Below are 19,657 nucleotides of genomic sequence, written 5' to 3'. Positions count from 1 at the left end.
TTTACTTTGATAAAAACATGAATAAATTTTAACAGCACAAAAAACCACTCCCTAATTTTTATAGGAAGTGGTTTTTGCTATTGATGCCAATATAAATGTAAGCCTAACTATACATTGTCCCTTGCAGACTACATGCGTATCACTAGCCTATTAGCTCCTCAACTTCCCCCTTAGTTGGAAGGGCGGAAATTGCTCCTTTTCCTGTTGTAGTGAGAGCCCCGCTTGCATTGGCAAATCGCAATATCTCTGTTTGATTGCCCCGTAATACTTCCTCGAGATTAGCCGGGGCTGCTTTCAACTCTAGCAATTGATATAAAAATCCGCCCATGAATGCGTCACCCGCTCCCGTAGTGTCCACTGGTTTAACTGAGTATCCTCTCGATTCAATCTTTTCATCCTTTAAAAACAAATCTGCGCCAGCAGCTCCCTTTGTGTAAATAACTGCCTTCACGTTTCCAACGAACAGCGATTGTATCGCAACGGACTCCTCTTTTATTCCCGTAATAAAATTTAGCTCTTCATCAGAAACCTTTACGATATCCGCAGTCGGTAAGAATTCGCGAATCGCCTTACGACAGTCATCTGGATTTTTCCAAAGCGGCAGCCGCACATTGGGGTCAAAACTGACCAGGCCATCCGCCTCTGACACAGCTCTAATTGCCTTTTTATGGGCCTGTTTCATTGGGCTTTCCACAAGATCAACCGAGCAAAAATGGAGTATATCCCCAGCTTGGAACCACGCTGGCTCGATCTCCTCCTCTCTTAACAGCAAATCAGCAGAAGGATTACGGTAAAATGAAAAATCACGTTCCCCGTTTTCTTTTAACGAGACAAAAGCCAAAGCCGTATTCGCTTCACCAGTCCGGTATACTTTGTCCATCTCAACACCAGCCTCGACAAGCTGCTCGACTAAAAAGTCACCAAACGCATCGTTTCCTAATTTAGAAATCATCGCTGCTTTCTGCCCATATTTAGCAACGGCCGCAGCCACATTTGCCGGCGCGCCCCCTGGAGCTCTCTCAAAAGAAAAAACATCCTTTAAGGCCACCCCTTTTTGAAGTGGAATAAAATCAATTAATACCTCTCCAATCGAAAATAGCTTTCCCATTCTTTCACCTCAAGTAAGTCTAAAAAGTCTATATGATATCCCATTTAGCAGCCTTTACTTTCGTTTGACCACCACGAGCAAACACGCGAATTCCATTACTATTTTCACCAGGAAAAATCCTTGCGGTAAATACTTCTTCCCCATTATTTACAAACACTTCAACAGAGGAGACATCAACAAAGATTCGTAACGAAATCTTTTCAGCATCCAACATACACTTCCGAATGGTACCAAACTCCTCAGCAAAGGATTCTCCCGACCCAGTCCGGTCAAATACAACCTTTTTCGCAACCGCATCATATTTAATCACGGTTTTCTCTATTTCTCCGACCCGAAGCTCTAAACCAAACTCCTCTGCTGTACTATCAGAGAATTCCACAAGAAGCTCATACACGTCTCCCTCGAAGTGATCCAAACTAACATTTTCATTATCAACTGCTTGACTGGTTTCCACCTTTTCCCCGCGAAGCAATACTAGCTCAGGCACTGGCTGCTGAACCAGCTTTCCGTCTTTAACCGATAGCTCACGAGGGAGTGTTAAGCAGTGTGCCCACCCATTTTTATCAGTAGGATAGTCAATCTCCGGTAATCCCATCCAGCCGACTAAAATACGTCTCCCTTGATGATCCACCGTCGATTGTGGTGCGTAAAAATCAAACCCGCGATCCAACTCATGAAATGCACCATGCTTTAACTCGATATTCTCTAAATCTATTGGACTTCCAAGTACATACCCTGATTGATAAATGTTTTGATAGTGGTCGCCTTCCGCTTTTAACCCTTGTGGGGAGAAAAGGAACACACCTTGCTCGTCCAGCTCAAAATAATCCGGACATTCCCACATATAACCGAATTCTTCACCTAAACCAGTCTTCAATTCACCCGCAAACTGCCAATCTTTTAGATCAATAGAGCGATATAAAACGACACTTCCTGTCTCATTTTCCCTTTGAGCACCAATCACCGCGTAGAAATGATCCCCCTGCTGCCAAACCTTTGGATCACGAAAATGATCGGTATAGCCACTAGGAATATCTGCAATCACCGGTGCATCCATTTTCACAATGCTTCCATCCGGACTCATTACAGCCAAACATTGATACGGGTGTCGATTCCAATATTCATCGCGTGTGTTGCCAGTATACATTAGGTATAATTTCCCATCATGCTCAATGCCACTTCCGGAATACGCCCCATGACTATCAAATTCATTCGATGGCGCAATGCCCATTCCAGCATTATCCCAATGAACAAGGTCTTTAGACTTCGTATGATACCAATGCTTCAACCCATGGACCGGCCCAAGCGGAAACCATTGATAGAATAAATGATATTCCCCGTTAAAATAACTAAAGCCATTCGGGTCATTTAACAATCCTGTCGGCGGCTGAATATGAAAAGACTGCCTCCATGGGCATTGATTCACTAGTTTAGATAACGCTTGAATTTCCTCTTCGGTCACATCGTCCATGCTTCTGTATCGTTGTTCGGTTGTCCATTCCATGCTGATTCACTCCTAATACAGAAAGGAGAATCACTGGATTCCCCTTTTCATTCTTTTTTATGCTGCTGCTTGACCAGATGATTTTTTAACTGCTATTTTCTCTTCTCTTTTTGCTAAAACAATCGTAACGATAAATGCTACGGCAAACGCAATGGCCATACCGATCACATAAGAAATAATTGTATCTGGACGAATCGAGATAATTCCTGGTATACCAGCTGCCCCTAACGCTGTTGCTTTAACTTTGAACACTGTAACAAAGCCAGATCCGACAGCAGAACCAATAATGGCACCGATAAATGGATAGCGTAATTTCAAGTTAACCCCAAACATCGCTGGTTCCGTAATTCCTAATAAGGCAGAGATTCCAGCTGCTGAGGCGGTTCCTTTGATCTTGGCATTTTTCGTCGTCTTTAGCACAGCGAGTGTTGCAGCTCCTTGCGCAATGTTTGACATCGCTGCAATAACAAAGATAAACGATCCACCCGTTTTCACAACATCAGCAAGCAATTGCGTTTCTACCGCAATAAAGCTATGGTGCATACCTGTAATAACGATTGGTGCATAAAGTAAACCGAAGATGATTCCGCCAATGACACCTGTTGTGTCATATAGCCAGACAATTCCATCTGTTAATAGATTACCAGCTGAGCGTGTAAGCGGTCCTACCAATGTGAACGTTAAAACTCCGGTAATAAAGATAGACAATAACGGTGTTAATAGATTGTCTAAAGCAGAGGGAACAACCTTCCGTAAAGATGTTTCAATTTTTGCTAGAATAAAAGACGCGGCAAGAACAGGAAGTACGGTTCCCTGATAACCTACTTTTTCAATCTCTAACCCAAAAAGATTCCAAACCGGGACTTCATTTTTCAGTAACGCAGCACCGTAACCGTACCCATTTAATAAGTCCGGATGAACCATTAGCATTCCAAGTGTGGCCCCAAGGAAAGGATTCCCTCCAAACCGTTTCGTTGCTGAAAAACCAATTAAAATCGGTAAAAAGACAAAGGCTGCATTGGCAAATGTATTGATAAGTGCTGCTAAATCCGCCATTTCTGGATTGGCATCCACTAAGGATTTTCCTTCAATAAACAAGTCTGGAGCCGTTAAGATATTGTTGATTCCCATTAGTAAACCACCAGCGACGATCGCTGGGATAATTGGAACAAAAATGTCTGACAGCATTTTGACGAATCGCTGAATCGGATTCAGTTTCTTCGCCGCCGCGTCTTTCACATCACTCGTTGACATTTCCGTTTGACCAGACATCTCTGCCAAGTGCTTGTAGACCTCGTTCACCGTTCCAGATCCTAAGATAATTTGAAATTGACCTCCTGTTGCAAAGGTCCCTTTCACGACATCCATGTTATCCAATTCTGACTGATTAACAATTGATTCATCATGTAAAACTAGACGTAAACGTGTGGCGCAATGCGCTGCAGCTGATACGTTTTCCTGACCACCAATGGCATTAAGAACTTCCCGCGCAATTTTTTTATGATCCATCTTAATCCCTCTCTTTTCCTTTGATTTGATTTAGGAACCGGTTCCATTTTTGAGTAAAAATAAATCCCGACCGGAACCGGTTCCAAAATGTGCTAAAAAAATAAATAATTAAAAGAGAAACCGAATTCAATTGTTACCAAGTGAAAAGGTTCTCTTGATTGGAACCGGTTTCGTTGTTTTTATTATAGTGGACGATTAAAGAAATTGTCAACGCTTTCCCGCTCAATAATTTCAAATTTAGAAATAGTTACTCTTTCGACAGGGCGTTCATTGACTAACTCTACGATATGTTTTGCAGCCGTTTCCCCCGCTTCTTTATAAAAAAACTTCGCTGTCGTTAAGCCTGGATGCATGATCTCTGTCACATCATATCCGCCAAAACCCGTTAATGCTATATCTTTAGGAATCGTTAGCCCCTCTAAATACGCAGCCTTCATCACCCCAAGGGCAATATTATCGGTCGCACAAACAATGATTGAAGGCTGGAATTCATGGATGATTTCCATTGCACTAGCTTGCGCTGCTGGAATCTTGAACAATGTCTCATAGAATCGAACTTCACAATCCTCTACTTCTTGAACCGCCTTTTTAAAGCCTTGTTTTCGCTTCACCCCTACTGAAATATCCCGTTCCGTTACACCTAGATATGCAATTTTCCGATATCCTTTTTCAAGAACATACCGCCCCATTTCATAACCAGCGCAAAAATCATCATGAATTAGACTATAAAAATCCTCATGCTCTTGTCCTATTAGCAGAACAGGAACTTTAACGGTTTCAAATGCCTCGATATGCTGCCTCGTGATTTCGGTAGCAAGCAAAATAATCCCCGCCATCTTTTGATTAGCAAAGCTATAAATGCTTTCAATCTCTCGCTCCAGATTTTGACTTGTATTAGAAATCATCATTTGATAATTCAGCTGTTTTAATTTCTCATCAATACCAATTAACGTTTGCGAAGAAGCGTAGGAATCAAGCCGCGGGACAATCGTGCCAATAATATTCGTTTTCTTCGCTTTCAAGCTCTGTGCAAATGGATTCGGCGTATACCCGGTGTCCTTTATCGCTTGTTCAATTTTTTTCTTCGTCGCTTCCCCAACAGAGCCGCCATTTAAAAACCGAGAAACCGTACTCTTTGCCACACCCGCAAGCTTGGCAATATCTAAAATTGTACTCATGATTCTCAACCTCATTACATATCAAATTCATATACTCATTATAGTATCATGAAAAGTCAACCGCATTAAATTTTAAAGCCAGGATCTTGATGATTTATGCGCGTAAATAAAACATAAAACAGATGCTGAGCACCTGTTTTATGTTTTGTTAATCTTGATATTAATTAATCTAAAAACTAAGGTCTTCACCGTTAGTTGCAATCACTTTCTTATACCAATCAAATGATTTTTTCTTTGTTCTTTCTAATGTTCCGTTTCCTTCGTCATCCATATCTACATAAATAAAACCATATCGTTTTTTCATCTCTCCAGTTCCTGCTGAAACTACATCGATGCAGCCCCATGGTGTATAGCCCATTAAGTCAACACCGTCTAAAGTAACCGCCTTTTTCATTTCTGCAATATGATCCCGGAAGTATTGGATCCGATAATCATCCTCCACATATCCATTCTCATCTGCTTTATCAATGGTTCCCATTCCGTTTTCAACAATAAAGAGTGGTTTTTGATATCGGTCATAAAGTTCAGATAAAGTGTATCTTAGCCCAATGGGGTCAATTGCCCAACCCCACTCCGTTTTTTCTACGAAAGGATTTACATCTCCCATTTGTCCGCCTGTATCGGTATTCTGAACAATTTCAGTATGGTATACACTGCTGCGGTAATAACTAAATGATAAAAAATCGGAAGGATGCGCCTTGATTAATTCATCATCCCCTGGTTCCTTTTTTATAGTTACCCCCATTTCTTCAAAAAGACGGCCAGCGTACGATGGGTAATACCCTCTCATCATGATATCGGAATAGATCAGAGCTCCTCTTCGGTAATCCAAAGCTCCAAATACATTTTCCGGCTTACAATCTTTCGGGTAAATGCAGCTTAATGCAACCATACAGCCAATCTTTGCATCCGGAATAATCTCGTGACAAAGCTTATTGGCACGTGCACTCGCTACAAACATATGATGCTTTGCTTGATAACGTACCTGTGCAGCAGCCTCCCTGGTTCCCATAAAGGCATAACCATTTAATACATTAATTTCATTAATGGTGATCCAGTACTTAACTAAATCTTTATACCTTGTAAAGACTTCTTTACACATTCTTAAAAAACAATCAATCGTCTCACGTCCGCCCCATCCATTAAAATGTTCAGCCAAATAAGCAGGAGTTTCAAAATGATAAAGAGTGACTAATGGTTCGATATTATATTTTTTGCATTCTTTAAAAATATCTTCGTAAAATTTTAGCCCCTCCTCCTTTGGTTGTTCCCCTTCAATTCCACCTTTTGGGAAGATACGGGACCAACTAAGAGATAGCCGGAAACACTTAAACCCCATTTCTCCCAAAAGAGCAATATCTTCTTTGTAATGGTGGTAAAAATCTACCGCTTTATGGCTTGGATAATAAACATTTTCATCAATATAGCCTGATGCGCCTTCTGGTATTGTATCTACTTTCGGGTCCCCGGTAGGTCGTCGGTTTACCATTGTTTTTGTGCCATCATTTAACTGGATGGTAATTTTTCTTGGACGGTCTGCAGAACCATTTGTTATGAAGTCACTTGTTGCCAGCCCTCTCCCGCCTTCATTGTATCCACCTTCATATTGGTTTGCAGCAGTAGCTCCACCCCATAAAAAATTTTCTGGGAATGTTTTTTTCATTTAATTTCATTTCCTTTCTAAGAACGAGTATGCGAAATAATCTTTAATAAAAAAAGCCCAATATTGGGCAATTAAAAAATGACATACCTTTTGCAAAGTTACCAACAATGTTTAACTTTTGTATGTCCTCCTGAAAGATGATCTTGTTTTAAGCCTTTTTGATAAGTTTATGCAATTCAATGATTTCTCTCGCTAAATCTTTTAGAGTCAATGAGTTCATCAAATGATCTTGTGCATGAATCATAATAAGAGGAAGATTAAAGTCATCTCCGCCCGCTTCCTTTTGGATTAAATCAGTTTGGACATGATGTGCTTCATTAAATGCAGAATCTGCTTCGGTTAGTTTTCCTTCCGCTTCATCGAAATTTCCCTCTTTAGCTGCATACATCGCTTCCATTGCTAAGCTTTTTGCATTTCCTGAATGAAGGATAAGTTGAAATGCATGATTGTAAAGTTCCTCTTTATTCATGATTAACAGCCTTTCATATGATTTACTAGGAGAGGAACAATATCCTCTCCTGTCAATTTTGGGTCCCCGAACTAATACCCAGTCTTTTTTCTTAGGCGATACTTTCCTTTGTTTCGCCTTTATTCATTGCATCTTCTTCTCTCTTTTTCGCTTTATCATATATTCTGAAGAATGGAAGATAAATGACAAAAGAAATAGCAATGTTAACTAAGTTCATGATAGCACCTGAAATATGTCCGCCAGAAGCAAGATATCCTGAGATAATTGGCGGCATGGTCCAAGGCACTGCAATACCGGATGGTTTTGCGACTAATCCCATATCCATTCCTAAGAAGGTGACAATAACAGTAACGATTGAAGTAAGGACGAATGGAATAATCATGATTGGGTTTAACACGATTGGCATACCAAATATTAATGGCTCGTTAATGTTAAAGATACTTGGAGCAAGCGCCAAACGACCAAGACTTTTCATTTGTTGAGATTTAGCAAACATAACCATGGATAGAACCAAACCAAATGTTACACCTGTTCCACCGATGTGAACAAAGTTATCCCAGAATTGTTGTGTAACAATATGCGGTAGAGGCTGTCCAGCTTGATAGGCCGTCATATTGTCACCCATCGCACCAAACCAAATTGGTTCCATTACACTTTTAACAATGTTTGTACCGTGTAATCCAGTAGCCCATAATAAAGTTACGAATAATTCAGCAACAATGGTTCCACCTAGAGTAAGTCCTACCAACTTTAATGGGTCACCTAAAAGGGTCGTAACTAAACCGTTGATACTTTGATAAGGAGTCATTTCAACAAGTAAACGGATTACCCAAACCACAAGAAGAACAAAAAATCCTGGAATTAATGCTGCAAATGATTTACCAACACTAGGCGGTACACCCGCTGGCATTTTAATAACAATATCTTTTTTGACAACCCAACGATAAATTTCTGTTGATATAATGGCAAAAAGTAACGCAACAAACAAACCTTTACTGCTCAAGAAAGCTTTTGAAATTGCACCAGTTACCAAAACTCCTTCTTCAGCTCCAGTTGGAGTAAATAAGAAACTAAATGGTGTTGTCAACATGAAAGCAGCAACTGAAATTGCACCCGCACTCATTGCATCAAGCTTATAGCCTTCTGCTAGTCGGTAAGCCACGGCGAACGCTGCAATAAGTGACATGATATTGAAAGTTGCATCTACTGGATAACTTAATTTAGCAGCCCATGTTGGGCCAAAAATAGAAGTCATCCAATCAGCATAACCTGGAATCGGTAAATTAGCCACGATCAAGAAAAATGAACCAATGACAATGAATGGCATGGTCGCAATAAGACCATCACGAAGAGCCAATAAGTGTCTTTGCGCACCAATTTTTCCTGCAACGGGCATGACTTTCTCTTCTAGAAAGCTGTTGAATTTACTCATTTTCTTTTCTCCCTTTATTATTTATTATTGGCTAGATTTATAGCTGTTTTTAAAACTTCTGCACCGTTACATGTACCATAGTGGATGGGATTGATGGCATCCACTGGTATGCCCTTTTCTTCACCTAACTTTTTCATATTTGAAAGAAGGTATCTAACCTGAGGTCCTAAAAGAAGGACATCTGCATTGTCAATATGCTGATTGACTGAGTTAGCTGCAACTGCCCAGATTTTCCCTTCCAACCCTTGTTCTTGGGCTGCTTTTTCCATCTTGGTTACTAATAAACTTGTACTCATTCCTGCTGCACAACATAATAAAATATTCATTGATTTATTCCTCCTATTATTCATAAAAGTTATTTTGAAAAACAATCTAAAGTGTTTTAACCTCTTTATGTTTTATAGTTTACGTTGAAAGCGTTTAATTTTACAGAAAGGTTTTTTCCGTTAGGTAACGGAAATATAATAAAAATTGGCTGTGTAACCAGTCTGTTGATTTCCGTTCAGGGCACAAGCGGTTCGCGGGCGTGCCGGGGAGCCTCCTCGTCGCTGCGCTTCTGCGGGGTCTCCCCTGNNCCCGCAGGAGTCTTCGTGCCTGTAACGAAGGTCAACAGGGTGCCAAAATCAACATTTTCCTTTAACACAGCCTAAAAATTATTATGAAGTTACTGTCATGTAAATTTTAGACCCAATATAAAAAAGGGAATTCCTTTTGGAATACCCTCGTTCTTTTCCTATGGCATAAGTTAAGATTCATTTAATATCTTTATAATTTCTTCTGCTGATTCACTTTTAATAACTTTTTGGACCGTTGTACTGTTTTCAACTAGAGCAATGAGCCTTTTATACATACTATCCAGATCACTCTCAGGTACTTTTCTTATGTTCAACAAGCAAATAAATTGAACCCTATGTTTGTCTGTCCATTCGATTGGCCTCTTTAATGTGCACACGGTCCAAAATGTTTCATCTGTTTCCGGCGTAAGTGGATGAGGGATGGCCACCAGATTCCCAAAGCTGGTGGGAGCAACCGCCTCCCTTTCCAACACCAAATTCACATAATCTTTGGAGACGAGTTTTTGTTTGTATAATTCATCACACATAAAACGGATAACACTTTCTTTATCCTTCAAGTCTTTATGAATAAACACTTTGGATCTATCTAAATAGCTCTGACACTCTTTTCCAGACGATACTCCCTTCCGAATATTGGCAATATCTCCTTCCCCTAAAAAGGTATTAACGACTAGTACTGGAACGCCTATCTCTTCTTTTACAGGGATCGTACTAATAATAAAATCAATAGACGATAGATCGTATTCTTTTAATTGATAATAATTGGTTGTAGCCACAATATCGAGTTCATCATTGAATTCATTTCGTAAGCGATAAAACAAAAGCCTTGCACTGCCCACACCAGACGCACATACCACGAGTACCCGTTTTGCTTTTTTCTGCCTTGTCTTCATTCTTTCTAATGCTACCCCTATATGTAAGGCAATATATGCAATTTCGTGTTCTCCTACCTCTCTCTCCAAATAATCGTCGATGCATCTGCTCGCAATGGCTGCCCCCTCAAAGGCAATAGGATATTTTCGTTTAATTTCCTCTAATAATGGATTCCGAATGTTCATGTTATAGCGTAACCTGTTCATTGCTGGCCGAATGTGTAAAGTCAGTGCTTGAATGAATTCGGAATCTTCTTGGAAATTCCAATTTAATTCAGTTTTCAATCTTTCCAACATGCATTGAATGATGGTGCCTAGTTCATCAAATTTACTAAATTCATTCAACGTATTCTTATGAATTAATTTTGTCCCCAACAAATGGACAATAATATAGTCAATCTCAGATTTGGGAAATTCCAAACCCGTAAAATCCTCTACCTCTTTGACAATTTCATTTGCCACTATTTTTTCAAATGGATATTTTCCTATTAAATCTTGTTCAAGGTTTTCAATGACAAATCCTTTTTCAATTCTATTGCATCCAATTGTGATATGGGTTGCCAAATTTTCGAGTGCAATGTCAGATACCTCAATTTTGTATTCATTCACTTTTTTCATGATCGTTTCCTTTACCCTTTCAAACAAATTTTGATCCAAAAGTTGAAAGGAATGACTGTCAATGTTTAAGTTGCTGTTTCGCCGTAAAATATAATTCGAAAAACATAGCCGCTTCATATATTCATCGCCTTCTGCCTGCGAACCATGATGCGGTCTTGTAACTAACTTTAGATGATAACTTTCCAATAATTCACGGACAATTTTTAAGTCATTTTGAAGCTTTGGCTTGGAAACGAATAGCTCTTCTTCAAGACTTTCTAATTTTATAGGTTCCTTTTCTAATAAAAATCTTTTTAACATATACAAAACCCGATTTTCCTGTTCAGAAAAATCAGATTGGCTTTCATTTATTGCATCATTCGCATTAGAAATAAACTCCTGCTCAAACACTTCAGTATCCTTTATATCTAATAGGTAACCTTTTCCTCGAACCGATTCAATCATGATTCCTAGCGAAGTGGATTGTGATTGAAGTTCCTTGATCTCGGTACGAATGGTTCTATCACTCACACCGAGCTCTTTTGCTATCCATTCGGCTGTAACAGGTTCCTTCTCTTTCATTAAAGACAACACGATGTCTTTTTGTCGTTTTGAAACCATTTATCTACTCACCTTTCTTAATGAGTTGATCTTCATACAATTAACTGCTGATTCAATAATCATAGCAGTTTATCTCTTAAAATGAATGTTATATCTACCAGTCTAAAAGTTCAATTTTTTTATTATGTAAATGAATTCACATAATAATGGATAGGTTTGGCTTTTAGGATGATTTGAAAAAACGGCACATCTCAAAATAACCCCAAAAAGGAAGTAGAGTAGTTAATTGCTCAGTAGTATGCGATACAGTTTTCCTTATGGAACTAAATTTTAAAGAAACTTATAAACGAGTTACCATTTGTACATTCTAAAAGAAAAAGGAGGGGGCTTTATATTGGTATGGATTTTTGGACTCTATTTATTAAATACTATTTTTATGATCATTATGGCGATCCGCGAGGTAAGGCGACCAGCAGTGGCTTTAAATTGGATAACCATTAGTTTTATCTTCCCTGTGATTGGTTTTGGGCTCTATCTTATTACATCAAATCCGATACGTATGAATCGAAGTAAAAAGCCAGCGATTATTTCTTCTGAATCAGACATGCTTCCTGATTCTTTTGGCAGCTCAGCTCAGCAAATAGCGAAAGCATTGAAACATTTAACCGGGAATGGAGTAAAGTCAGGTCAAGTACAAGTACTTATAAATGGGATGAATACTTATGAAAAACTTATGGAATCTATACAGAACGCCCAAAAAACGATTGACCTTGAATATTACATCTATAGAGACGACGAAATCGGAAGGTACATGACGGACTTACTGATTGAACGGTCATTGGAAGGTGTACATATCCGGTTTATAAGAGACGGTTGGGGGAGCAGGAAATTATCCAAAAATCAGGTTTTTCGGATGATGGATGCTGGAATAGAATGCCGGACTATTTTTCCTTTACGTCCCCCTTGGATATTTTCAACATTGAATAACCGGGATCATTGTAAGATTGCCCTAATCGACGGCAAAGAAGCGTTTACCGGTGGGATTAATATTGGGGAAGAATATACTGGATTAAAGCCAAATGTAGGCCACTGGCGTGACACTCATGTAAAAATTGTTGGGGAAGCTTCAGCTGATTTGAAAATGGTTTTCGAGAACCATTGGAAGATTGCCTCACCAGAATACATTAAGGGGAATTCTGGAATGAAAACAATAAAGGGTGGACCCTCAATCATTCCTAAAACCAGCAGGTTAAAACCATTTACCATGATGACAGAATGGAGCACAGAGCTGGGCACGGTTGAACGAACAAAGACGAATAAAGTTCCGGCTAATGAGAAAATGCACCAAGCCTATGTTCAGACAGTAGAAGGGAATCCAAGTATTCCTACACCTTTTATTAGGCAAGCTTACTTTATAGGGTTAACACAAGCCACAAAGACTGTTGATATCACCACACCCTACTTTGTACCAGATCAGGATATTATTATGGGGCTTAAGACGGCTGTGCAACGTGGAGTACGTGTAAGATTGCTGGTTCCCCATCAAGGGGACCAAAAAATGGTAGAACGTGCAAGCTTTACTTATTATGGAGAATTATTGGAGGCAGGGGTCCAAATCTACTTATATAACAAAGGAATGCTACATGCGAAGACGATGGTTATCGATGGGGAAGTAGCAGAAGTGGGAGCAGCAAACTACGATATGAGAAGTTTTCGTTTGAATTACGAAGTGAGTGAATTTATTCACAGTAAAGATGTGGCGAAAGATCTTACAGAACAGTTTGAGCAAGACCTTTGTGATTCTGTCCCATTGCGAATGGATGATTTATTGCAACTCTCGCCTTCACAGCGGTTAATGCAGCAAGGGGCCCGCCTACTTTTTCCGCTGTTATAGCTATTAACTTTTATTTTGAAAATAATCATAATAATACATTCCATAAGCCCTCAGACGATTCAAATCTGAGGGCTTTTTTGAAAATTTAATTAGAACCCCGGGAAGAAATACAAACGAACAGATCAGTTTGGATTTTATTATGAAAAGGTCGGAGCAGGAAATTCATCAATTTTGATACGAAGTAAACTATAGGGTTTCTGTCGTAAGTCTTTTCCATAATGAAATCTAGGCTGTCGATGTAATTGGTTCACAATGACATACAAATATTGATCCGGACCAATTGAAAAAGTATCCGGCCACAAAATTCTCGGATCATGTACGATAGTTTCCATTTTGCCATTGGGCAATATTTTACGGATACTGTTGTTTTCATAATCTCCAGCATAAACCGTTCCCTTTGCATCGGTGATCATTCCATCAGACGCACCTTTTTCTCCCCAATACTCCACATGATAAGGTAAATCCATGTCCCGTATATTTCTGTCTCTCAGGGCTTCTGTTGTGATCGAGAACAGATGACGACTGGTTAGTGGACAAAAAAATAATACACTTCCATCAGGAGAAATCGCAATACCGTCAGACGCCAGTCTAAATGGAGAAGTACTGCCATCTTTATTTCGATTCATCAACACTTTTCCCTCTACTTTCGGTATGAAATAGGGATCGGGTGAAGTTGAATTTGCCCCATTTAACCGTCTAAAGGCATTTCCATTTGATAAATCTACGACGATTATAGCTCCTGGTCCTCTTGAAGAAGAATCCGTTATATAGGCATAACCTGCTTTCCCAACACGAAAATCAAAACGGACATCATTCAGATAAGTGGTAGGCAGGACAACATCATCTGTAAAGGTATATACTTTTCTTATTGTATTGGTTTCTAAATCAACGGCGACTAATTTTGCCCCCCCTTTAATAGGTTCAGAAAAATTAGGTGCCGCTGTATCTAATACCCAAACCGTTCCCCTTCCATCAGCTACTACACTTTGGACACTGATGAAAGTCATTGTGATATTCCCAGGGTCAACCACATTAGTTTGTAAATTAGGATAAGGCTGCAATTGATCCTCAACAATTTCCGCCACCGTAAATTTAACATCGTCTCCCCATTTCGGAAAGCAAGTGAAAATACGACCAGTTTCTGAAACAGTAACACCTGTAGGCATAGCTCCATAAAATGGATAAACTAATTCGAAATCACCGAAATATTTTTCACTAGGTAACATAGGTTTCATAATATCCTCCTCAACCATTCAAACGGGATATCACCTATATATGATTTATATTTTTTCTAGTGCATGTTCCTTAATAAGTTTTTCTATATGCAAAGATGATGGTGTTATGGACGAATGATGATGGCGGAAATGGACGATGAAAGTTGTCCTGATATGGACGAGATCAAAACAAAAGAGAAGCAATAATCATGCTTCCCTTCCTCATTAAAAATCCCTTTTTAAAACGAGCCATCCTTCAACTCTGGTAAATACGGTGGTATTGGTACATTTATGGTTGATGCCGGTATCTCAAGTATCTTTCCCATTTGAATATCGTAGGGCGAAATGAATGCGTTGGCTTTTTGTAGATTATCAACGGATATGCCATATTGATTAGCCAGCGATTGCAAAGTATCTTCTTCCGTAACGATATGCTGGGTCCGCAACTTTTCGATTTTACATGCTGATTGCTTAAATGTTGGCTGTTTGGATAATGGATCGGTAAAATCCGCTGTTAACTCATTTGCAGCTTCCCGTCTTTCCCAACTGCCAAAATGAAATGGAACAAATACTAGTCCTTTTTGTACCACATTTCCAATTCTTGCAGGAACCTCAATCCATCCACGTGGGGACGAGATACGAATAAGTTCTCCGGGAAGAAGCGAAAGTAACTCCGCATCTGCCTCATTGATTTCCACATATCCTTGGGGAGCAGCTACATGCAAAAGAGGTGAGCGTGCGGTCTTTGTCCTGGTATGCCAATGCCAAACAAGTCGTCCTGTTGTCAGCCACATTGGATACTCTTTTGTTGGCTGTTCAGCAGGTGGCAAATAGGTGATTGGATAAAGGATGGCCCGGCCATTTGGATTTTTCCTTTCATATTCTTGTTTTGTTAAAGGCCGTCCTGTAAATTGATGTTTCGTAAAACTTTGGGTATATTCTGTTTCTGTAGGAAATTTAAAATCAGTATATAGTCTGGTTGTACCTTCAGGATGCTCTTCATTTACAGGCCAGCGAAGGCCATTATACTTTTCTAACTTGTCGTAAGTTATTCCGGTCATATCACAAGGACGGCCACGAGAGACATTTTTCCACTCTTCAAAGCACTCTTCTGTTGTTGTGTAAGCAATTAACGGATTTCCATCACGATCCTTTAAGCCCATACGTTTTGCAAAATCTAAAAAAATTTCAAAATCCGTTCTTACTCCTTCCGGAGGGTTTACGGCTTTTCTTAATAAATTAATCGTTCGATCTGTATTCTCCATCACTCCCTCTTTTTCTCCCCATAAAGCAGTTGGCAGAACAACATCGGCAACGGTCGCCGTCTCAGTTAAAAAAGGATCCTGAACTACAACGAATGTTTTTTCAAATGCTGCTTTGGCCCGCCGTCTATTCGGAAGAGAAACCATGGGATTGGTGCCGATATTCCAAAAGAAGCCGATTTGGCCCATTTCCATCATATCAATTTGTTCCTCAATCCCTTTTTCCGGCCCCACCGGAAGTTTCGCTTCATCCATATTCCATAGCCTTGCCATCTCTTGTATATGTGACGGGTTGGCCGAATTCCGCTGTGCTGGAAAAGTTCCCACTCCGCCTGCTGTCCGGTTAGCGGATGAGCTTGGTTGTCCTGCCATATGGAATGGTCCGCAGCCTGGCTTGCCAATTAACCCTCTAATCAAATGCAAATTATTGATGGCGACACAAGCTGTTGTCGCATCAGCGCTTTGATAGATTCCTTGCAGAGTGGTGGTGATAAGTGATGGAGTTTTCCCTAGCTGTGCTGCCACAAGCAGGAGTAAGTCGATAGGTACCCCCGTTACTTCAGACGTTTTCTCCGGGGTCCAATTTTTTACGGATTCCTCCATTTCTTGAAACCCAATTGTATGATTATCAATAAAGTTTTGATCAATCCAGCCATTTTTTAAAATCAGATAAAGGATTCCGTTTATAAGAGCCACATTTGTTCCAGGATAAAGCTGAAGATGGATGTCCGCGGCCTTTGCTGTCAGTGTTCTTCTAGGATCAACAGTGATAATGAACGGTTTTCCTGTTTTCTTCTTACGATCCATTATCCGTTCAAACAGCACTGTACCCGTTTCAGCTACATTGTGTCCAAACAACATGAGCGTTTCAGTTTCGTCTACATCATCAAAGGAAGTTGGACTGCCATCTGCACCAAATGATTGTAGTAAGCAAAATTCGGTGGTAGCTGTACAAAGCCGGGTATTGGCATCTAGCAAATGAGTTTGCAAGCCGGCCCTGCCAATCTTTGCGATTGTATAGTAATCCTCTAAGAGACCTTGTCCGGTTGAATAGATGGCTATGCTATTTGACCCTTTCTGTTTTAGAGAATCGGTCGCTTTTTTTACTATTAAATTCATCGCCTCATCCCGTGTTGCAGGAACCAACTTTCCGGAAGAATCACGGATCAGGGGAGTTAACAGACGATCGGGGCTATTGTTGGCATACCACTGATTTTCCCCTTTGGGGCCAAGTCTGCCTCTGTTAATGGGATGGGCACTGTTTCCCTTGATTCCAACTATCTTCTCATCTTTCACAGCTATATAGCAGCCGCAGCCGATTGAGCATATATTACAAGTACTGTACACCCACTTATCGATATCTCCCTGGCTGTACACATTTATATCGGTTCTTTCAGTTTCCCAGGACATTGAAATTCCTCCTTGGATATTAGTTGTGAGATAAAGGATTTTGCTGTTAGCGAAGGGCAGATATGTAAAAAGAAGGAATGATATACTTCGTTTGCTCAGCCCCATAAATCCTTTCCAATTCGGCAGCTGCGTGTTCAAGGTTGGTCTTAATCTCCTGGAACAAAGGCTCCAAATTACTCACTGATTCCTGGTATGGAAGACTCATCCATTCAACCGCTCTTTTCCATGCTCGAAATGTAGGGTTGGCTATTTCATTATCATGATAAATAATAGTCAGAAATTCTGTTATGTTCTTTAGTTCGGCCCCATCATTTGCAAGCTCTTGCATTAGCTTTTTAATCATTTCCAGTTGCTCTCTCAAAATAGTTTGAAGTAAAATCGCAATCGGGTGATCAGAATTTTCTATTTCCTTTATTGCTTTTTCAGTTTGGTTTTGAAGATCTGAATATAACTTTTTTAGTTGTAACAATAAATTTCCTCTCTTTCATAATAATTAAAATGCTGCAGGCAGGTTCACATTCTTTACTAAATTTCCCAATCACTTGAGGAATATACTTTAGATGGAACCTTCCCTCTCTTTCTCAGAGGTAAATGGAGCAAGGTACCTCTTTTAGTCGGTATAGCCGTAAAAATTTGATGTATCCCTTTTAATGCATACGAAAAGCCCATAGATCATTTAAATCTAAGGGCTTTTTTGAACAACTATATTAATTAATATTGGATGACTCCGGCGGGTGGCAGATCGGAGGAATATCCATACAGAGTGAGAGTTTCCGATTATTGATTTTGGGCTGCTTCCAATCCATTCTTTACATTAATTAAACCACTACCGAAATCGTTATCCGTTCCAGGGATTCCTAAATCATAAGCAGAATTCTTAATAATGTCTATTACTTCTTTGTTAGTTAAATTAGGGTTTGCAGAAAGCATTAGACCTGCTAGTCCCGCTACATGTGGTGAAGCCATAGAGGTGCCTGAAAGGGACGCATACTGCTGGTTAAAATAGGTGCTCGGAATTTGGACTCCGGGAGCTGAAACATCGATATAATCTCCATAATTTGAGAATGGGGCACGTTGTCCTGTGTAACTTACGGCGGCGACACTTAGAACCTTAGGAAAAGCAGCTGGATAGCTCGGTTGCATAGTATTTTCATTTCCTGCTGCAGCAATCAAGACAACATTTTTATTGTATGCATAATCGATTGCCTCTTTTAAAAGTGAAGAATACTGATAATTGCCCAAACTCATATTAATGACGTCTGCTCCATGGTCCACTGCCCAAAAAATCCCTTTTGCTATATCAAAGGTCGTCCCATACCCTTCAGCATTCATTGCTTTTATAGGCATTATTTTGTTATACCAGGTGACACCAGCAAGGCCTTCTTGGTTGTTTGTTTCCGATGCAATGATTCCTGATACATGGGTGCCATGCCCGTTGTCATCATCAGGGAAATCATTATTCAACAGTACATTATAACCATTTGTTAATCGTCTTCTCAAATCAGGATGGTCCAGATCAACGCCAGTGTCTATAACAGCAATAATAATATGTTCATCCCCTTTTGTGATATCCCAGCCTGCTTCTGCTTGAATTGCCGATAAGTTCCATTGGTATTGTTCTCTATACAGCAAATCATTCGGAAGTTCAATTTGATTTTGCAGATAAAGATAATTGGGTTCAGCAAATTCAACAATAGCCTGTCTGTTAAAATATTCAATAAGTTCCTTGGTCGTAAGCTTATTAGAACGAAAAACAATCGTAGAATTTAGATTTTTAATGATTTTGCCATTTATTTCCCGTGCCATCGATTCTAATTCCTCTGTTGGTGGAAGAGTCTTGAATGTAACATTTACTTCTTTCTTAATATAATGACTCTCCGTTTTTTCATTGTGTTTAATTAGAAAAACGGAAGGATCATTTCTTAATTGATTCTTTATGGTTTGACCCATGGAAAGGCTGTTTATTTGAAGAACCTTTTTTTCGTTTTCAACATTTTGAACACGGGTTATAGAGGGATTCAATCTGTTTTTGACAGCAGCTGTTTTATTTCCTTGATTCTCTTCGTTTCTTGTATTTTTTCCTAAGAATAGTAACCCTATGGATAAAAAAATAAAAATGGAAACAGTAAACAATAAGGACTTTGGTATTTTTGTCATAAGACACCTCTAAATCATTTTATTATTAGCTTGTTTTACGGTTTGAATTTTAATGAAGGAAATACGTGGAAAATAAAAAAAGGCTTTCATTAAGAAAGGCAGTAAAAAAAATACATCAATCTTATCATCAAATGTCTTATGATCATCCTCGAATCTTGATACATAAAGAACACCGTTTGAGAACAAACGGTGTTTCAGACTGTCGACAAATCCGAAGGATTTCGGGTTTTATATCGACAGTCTTTTTTGTTT

At 39.5% G+C, this 19,657-nt stretch carries 15 protein-coding genes; 2 read left to right on the top strand and 13 right to left on the bottom strand.

Translation table 11 applies throughout. The annotated features are described in order from the left end of the window. Window positions 1-142: 142 nt before the first annotated feature. The 9 genes from COJ96_RS26855 to COJ96_RS26815 form a co-directional block, all read right to left on the bottom strand. Window positions 143-1,108 (bottom strand): carbohydrate kinase family protein, encoded by a 966-nt coding sequence (locus COJ96_RS26855; protein WP_098576688.1) that lies wholly within the window; start codon window positions 1,106-1,108, stop codon window positions 143-145. Between the two features lie 28 nt (window positions 1,109-1,136). Beyond that, window positions 1,137-2,612: a sucrose-6-phosphate hydrolase gene (locus tag COJ96_RS26850; protein WP_098576687.1), complete on the bottom strand. Its 1,476-nt coding sequence runs from the start codon at window positions 2,610-2,612 to the stop codon at window positions 1,137-1,139. 57 nt (window positions 2,613-2,669) lie between these two features. After that, window positions 2,670-4,121 (bottom strand): sucrose-specific PTS transporter subunit IIBC, encoded by a 1,452-nt coding sequence (locus COJ96_RS26845; protein WP_098576686.1) that lies wholly within the window; start codon window positions 4,119-4,121, stop codon window positions 2,670-2,672. A gap of 182 nt (window positions 4,122-4,303) precedes the next feature. Beyond that, a complete protein-coding gene (locus COJ96_RS26840) occupies window positions 4,304-5,299 on the bottom strand; it encodes a LacI family DNA-binding transcriptional regulator (protein ID WP_098576685.1) in 996 nt (331 codons plus the stop codon). A gap of 169 nt (window positions 5,300-5,468) precedes the next feature. After that, the gene (locus COJ96_RS26835) at window positions 5,469-6,962 is read right to left on the bottom strand and encodes a family 1 glycosylhydrolase (RefSeq protein WP_098576684.1); all 1,494 of its coding nucleotides are present in this window, start codon (window positions 6,960-6,962) and stop codon (window positions 5,469-5,471) included. A gap of 148 nt (window positions 6,963-7,110) precedes the next feature. Beyond that, complete coding sequence (locus tag COJ96_RS26830; protein ID WP_098576683.1) at window positions 7,111-7,431, bottom strand: PTS sugar transporter subunit IIA; 321 nt, start codon at window positions 7,429-7,431, stop codon at window positions 7,111-7,113. Window positions 7,432-7,522: 91 nt separating this feature from the next. Next, entirely contained in the window at window positions 7,523-8,863 is a 1,341-nt protein-coding gene (gene celB / locus COJ96_RS26825) for a PTS cellobiose transporter subunit IIC (RefSeq protein ID WP_098576682.1), read from the bottom strand. 17 nt (window positions 8,864-8,880) lie between these two features. Then, window positions 8,881-9,189, bottom strand: a complete 309-nt coding sequence (locus COJ96_RS26820) for a PTS sugar transporter subunit IIB (protein ID WP_026565245.1) — start codon at window positions 9,187-9,189, stop codon at window positions 8,881-8,883. Between the two features lie 419 nt (window positions 9,190-9,608). Beyond that, the gene (locus COJ96_RS26815; RefSeq protein ID WP_098576681.1) at window positions 9,609-11,528 is read right to left on the bottom strand and encodes a BglG family transcription antiterminator; all 1,920 of its coding nucleotides are present in this window, start codon (window positions 11,526-11,528) and stop codon (window positions 9,609-9,611) included. 334 nt (window positions 11,529-11,862) lie between these two features. Between COJ96_RS26815 and COJ96_RS26810 the strand changes: the two genes are divergently transcribed. Then, window positions 11,863-13,362 carry a phospholipase D-like domain-containing protein gene (locus COJ96_RS26810; protein WP_098576680.1) on the top strand — a complete coding sequence of 500 codons (1,500 nt, stop codon included), beginning with the start codon at window positions 11,863-11,865 and terminating at the stop codon, window positions 13,360-13,362. 137 nt (window positions 13,363-13,499) lie between these two features. On the opposite strand, the gene COJ96_RS26805 is transcribed toward COJ96_RS26810, so the two are convergent. From COJ96_RS26805 to COJ96_RS26790, 4 genes are all read right to left on the bottom strand, one after another. Continuing rightward, a complete protein-coding gene (locus COJ96_RS26805; RefSeq protein WP_098576679.1) occupies window positions 13,500-14,597 on the bottom strand; it encodes an L-dopachrome tautomerase-related protein in 1,098 nt (365 codons plus the stop codon). Between the two features lie 218 nt (window positions 14,598-14,815). After that, window positions 14,816-17,248, bottom strand: coding sequence for a molybdopterin-dependent oxidoreductase (locus COJ96_RS26800; protein ID WP_098576678.1), 2,433 nt, complete (start codon window positions 17,246-17,248; stop codon window positions 14,816-14,818). Between the two features lie 46 nt (window positions 17,249-17,294). Continuing rightward, window positions 17,295-17,717 (bottom strand): hypothetical protein, encoded by a 423-nt coding sequence (locus COJ96_RS26795; protein ID WP_098576677.1) that lies wholly within the window; start codon window positions 17,715-17,717, stop codon window positions 17,295-17,297. Between the two features lie 308 nt (window positions 17,718-18,025). Next, window positions 18,026-19,405 (bottom strand): S8 family peptidase, encoded by a 1,380-nt coding sequence (locus COJ96_RS26790; protein ID WP_251460758.1) that lies wholly within the window; start codon window positions 19,403-19,405, stop codon window positions 18,026-18,028. 65 nt (window positions 19,406-19,470) lie between these two features. On the opposite strand from COJ96_RS26790, the gene COJ96_RS29085 reads away from it, so the two are divergent. Next, the coding region (locus COJ96_RS29085; protein WP_218936556.1) for a hypothetical protein at window positions 19,471-19,657 on the top strand (187 nt) is incomplete at its 3' end.

Origin of the sequence: Bacillus sp. AFS073361 (genome assembly GCF_002567005.1) — a bacterium.
Classification (GTDB): domain Bacteria; phylum Bacillota; class Bacilli; order Bacillales; family Cytobacillaceae; genus Neobacillus.
The sequence above is the reverse complement of the archived record's forward strand: the minus strand, read 5'-3'. Positions and strand labels throughout refer to the sequence as shown.

Excerpts from the sequence above, each read along its gene's own strand:
- COJ96_RS26830 (WP_098576683.1), bottom strand. The coding sequence starts at position 7,431 with ATGAATAAAGAGGAACTTTACAATCATGCATTTCAACTTATCCTTCAT.
- COJ96_RS26800 (WP_098576678.1), bottom strand. The coding sequence starts at position 17,248 with ATGTCCTGGGAAACTGAAAGAACCGATATAAATGTGTACAGCCAGGGA.
- COJ96_RS26805 (WP_098576679.1), bottom strand. The coding sequence starts at position 14,597 with ATGAAACCTATGTTACCTAGTGAAAAATATTTCGGTGATTTCGAATTA.
- COJ96_RS26845 (WP_098576686.1), bottom strand. The coding sequence starts at position 4,121 with ATGGATCATAAAAAAATTGCGCGGGAAGTTCTTAATGCCATTGGTGGT.
- COJ96_RS26840 (WP_098576685.1), bottom strand. The coding sequence starts at position 5,299 with ATGAGTACAATTTTAGATATTGCCAAGCTTGCGGGTGTGGCAAAGAGT.
- COJ96_RS26815 (WP_098576681.1), bottom strand. The coding sequence starts at position 11,528 with ATGGTTTCAAAACGACAAAAAGACATCGTGTTGTCTTTAATGAAAGAG.
- celB (WP_098576682.1), bottom strand. The coding sequence starts at position 8,863 with ATGAGTAAATTCAACAGCTTTCTAGAAGAGAAAGTCATGCCCGTTGCA.
- COJ96_RS26790 (WP_251460758.1), bottom strand. The coding sequence starts at position 19,405 with ATGACAAAAATACCAAAGTCCTTATTGTTTACTGTTTCCATTTTTATT.
- COJ96_RS26850 (WP_098576687.1), bottom strand. The coding sequence starts at position 2,612 with ATGGAATGGACAACCGAACAACGATACAGAAGCATGGACGATGTGACC.
- COJ96_RS26835 (WP_098576684.1), bottom strand. The coding sequence starts at position 6,962 with ATGAAAAAAACATTCCCAGAAAATTTTTTATGGGGTGGAGCTACTGCT.
- COJ96_RS26820 (WP_026565245.1), bottom strand. The coding sequence starts at position 9,189 with ATGAATATTTTATTATGTTGTGCAGCAGGAATGAGTACAAGTTTATTA.
- COJ96_RS26855 (WP_098576688.1), bottom strand. The coding sequence starts at position 1,108 with ATGGGAAAGCTATTTTCGATTGGAGAGGTATTAATTGATTTTATTCCA.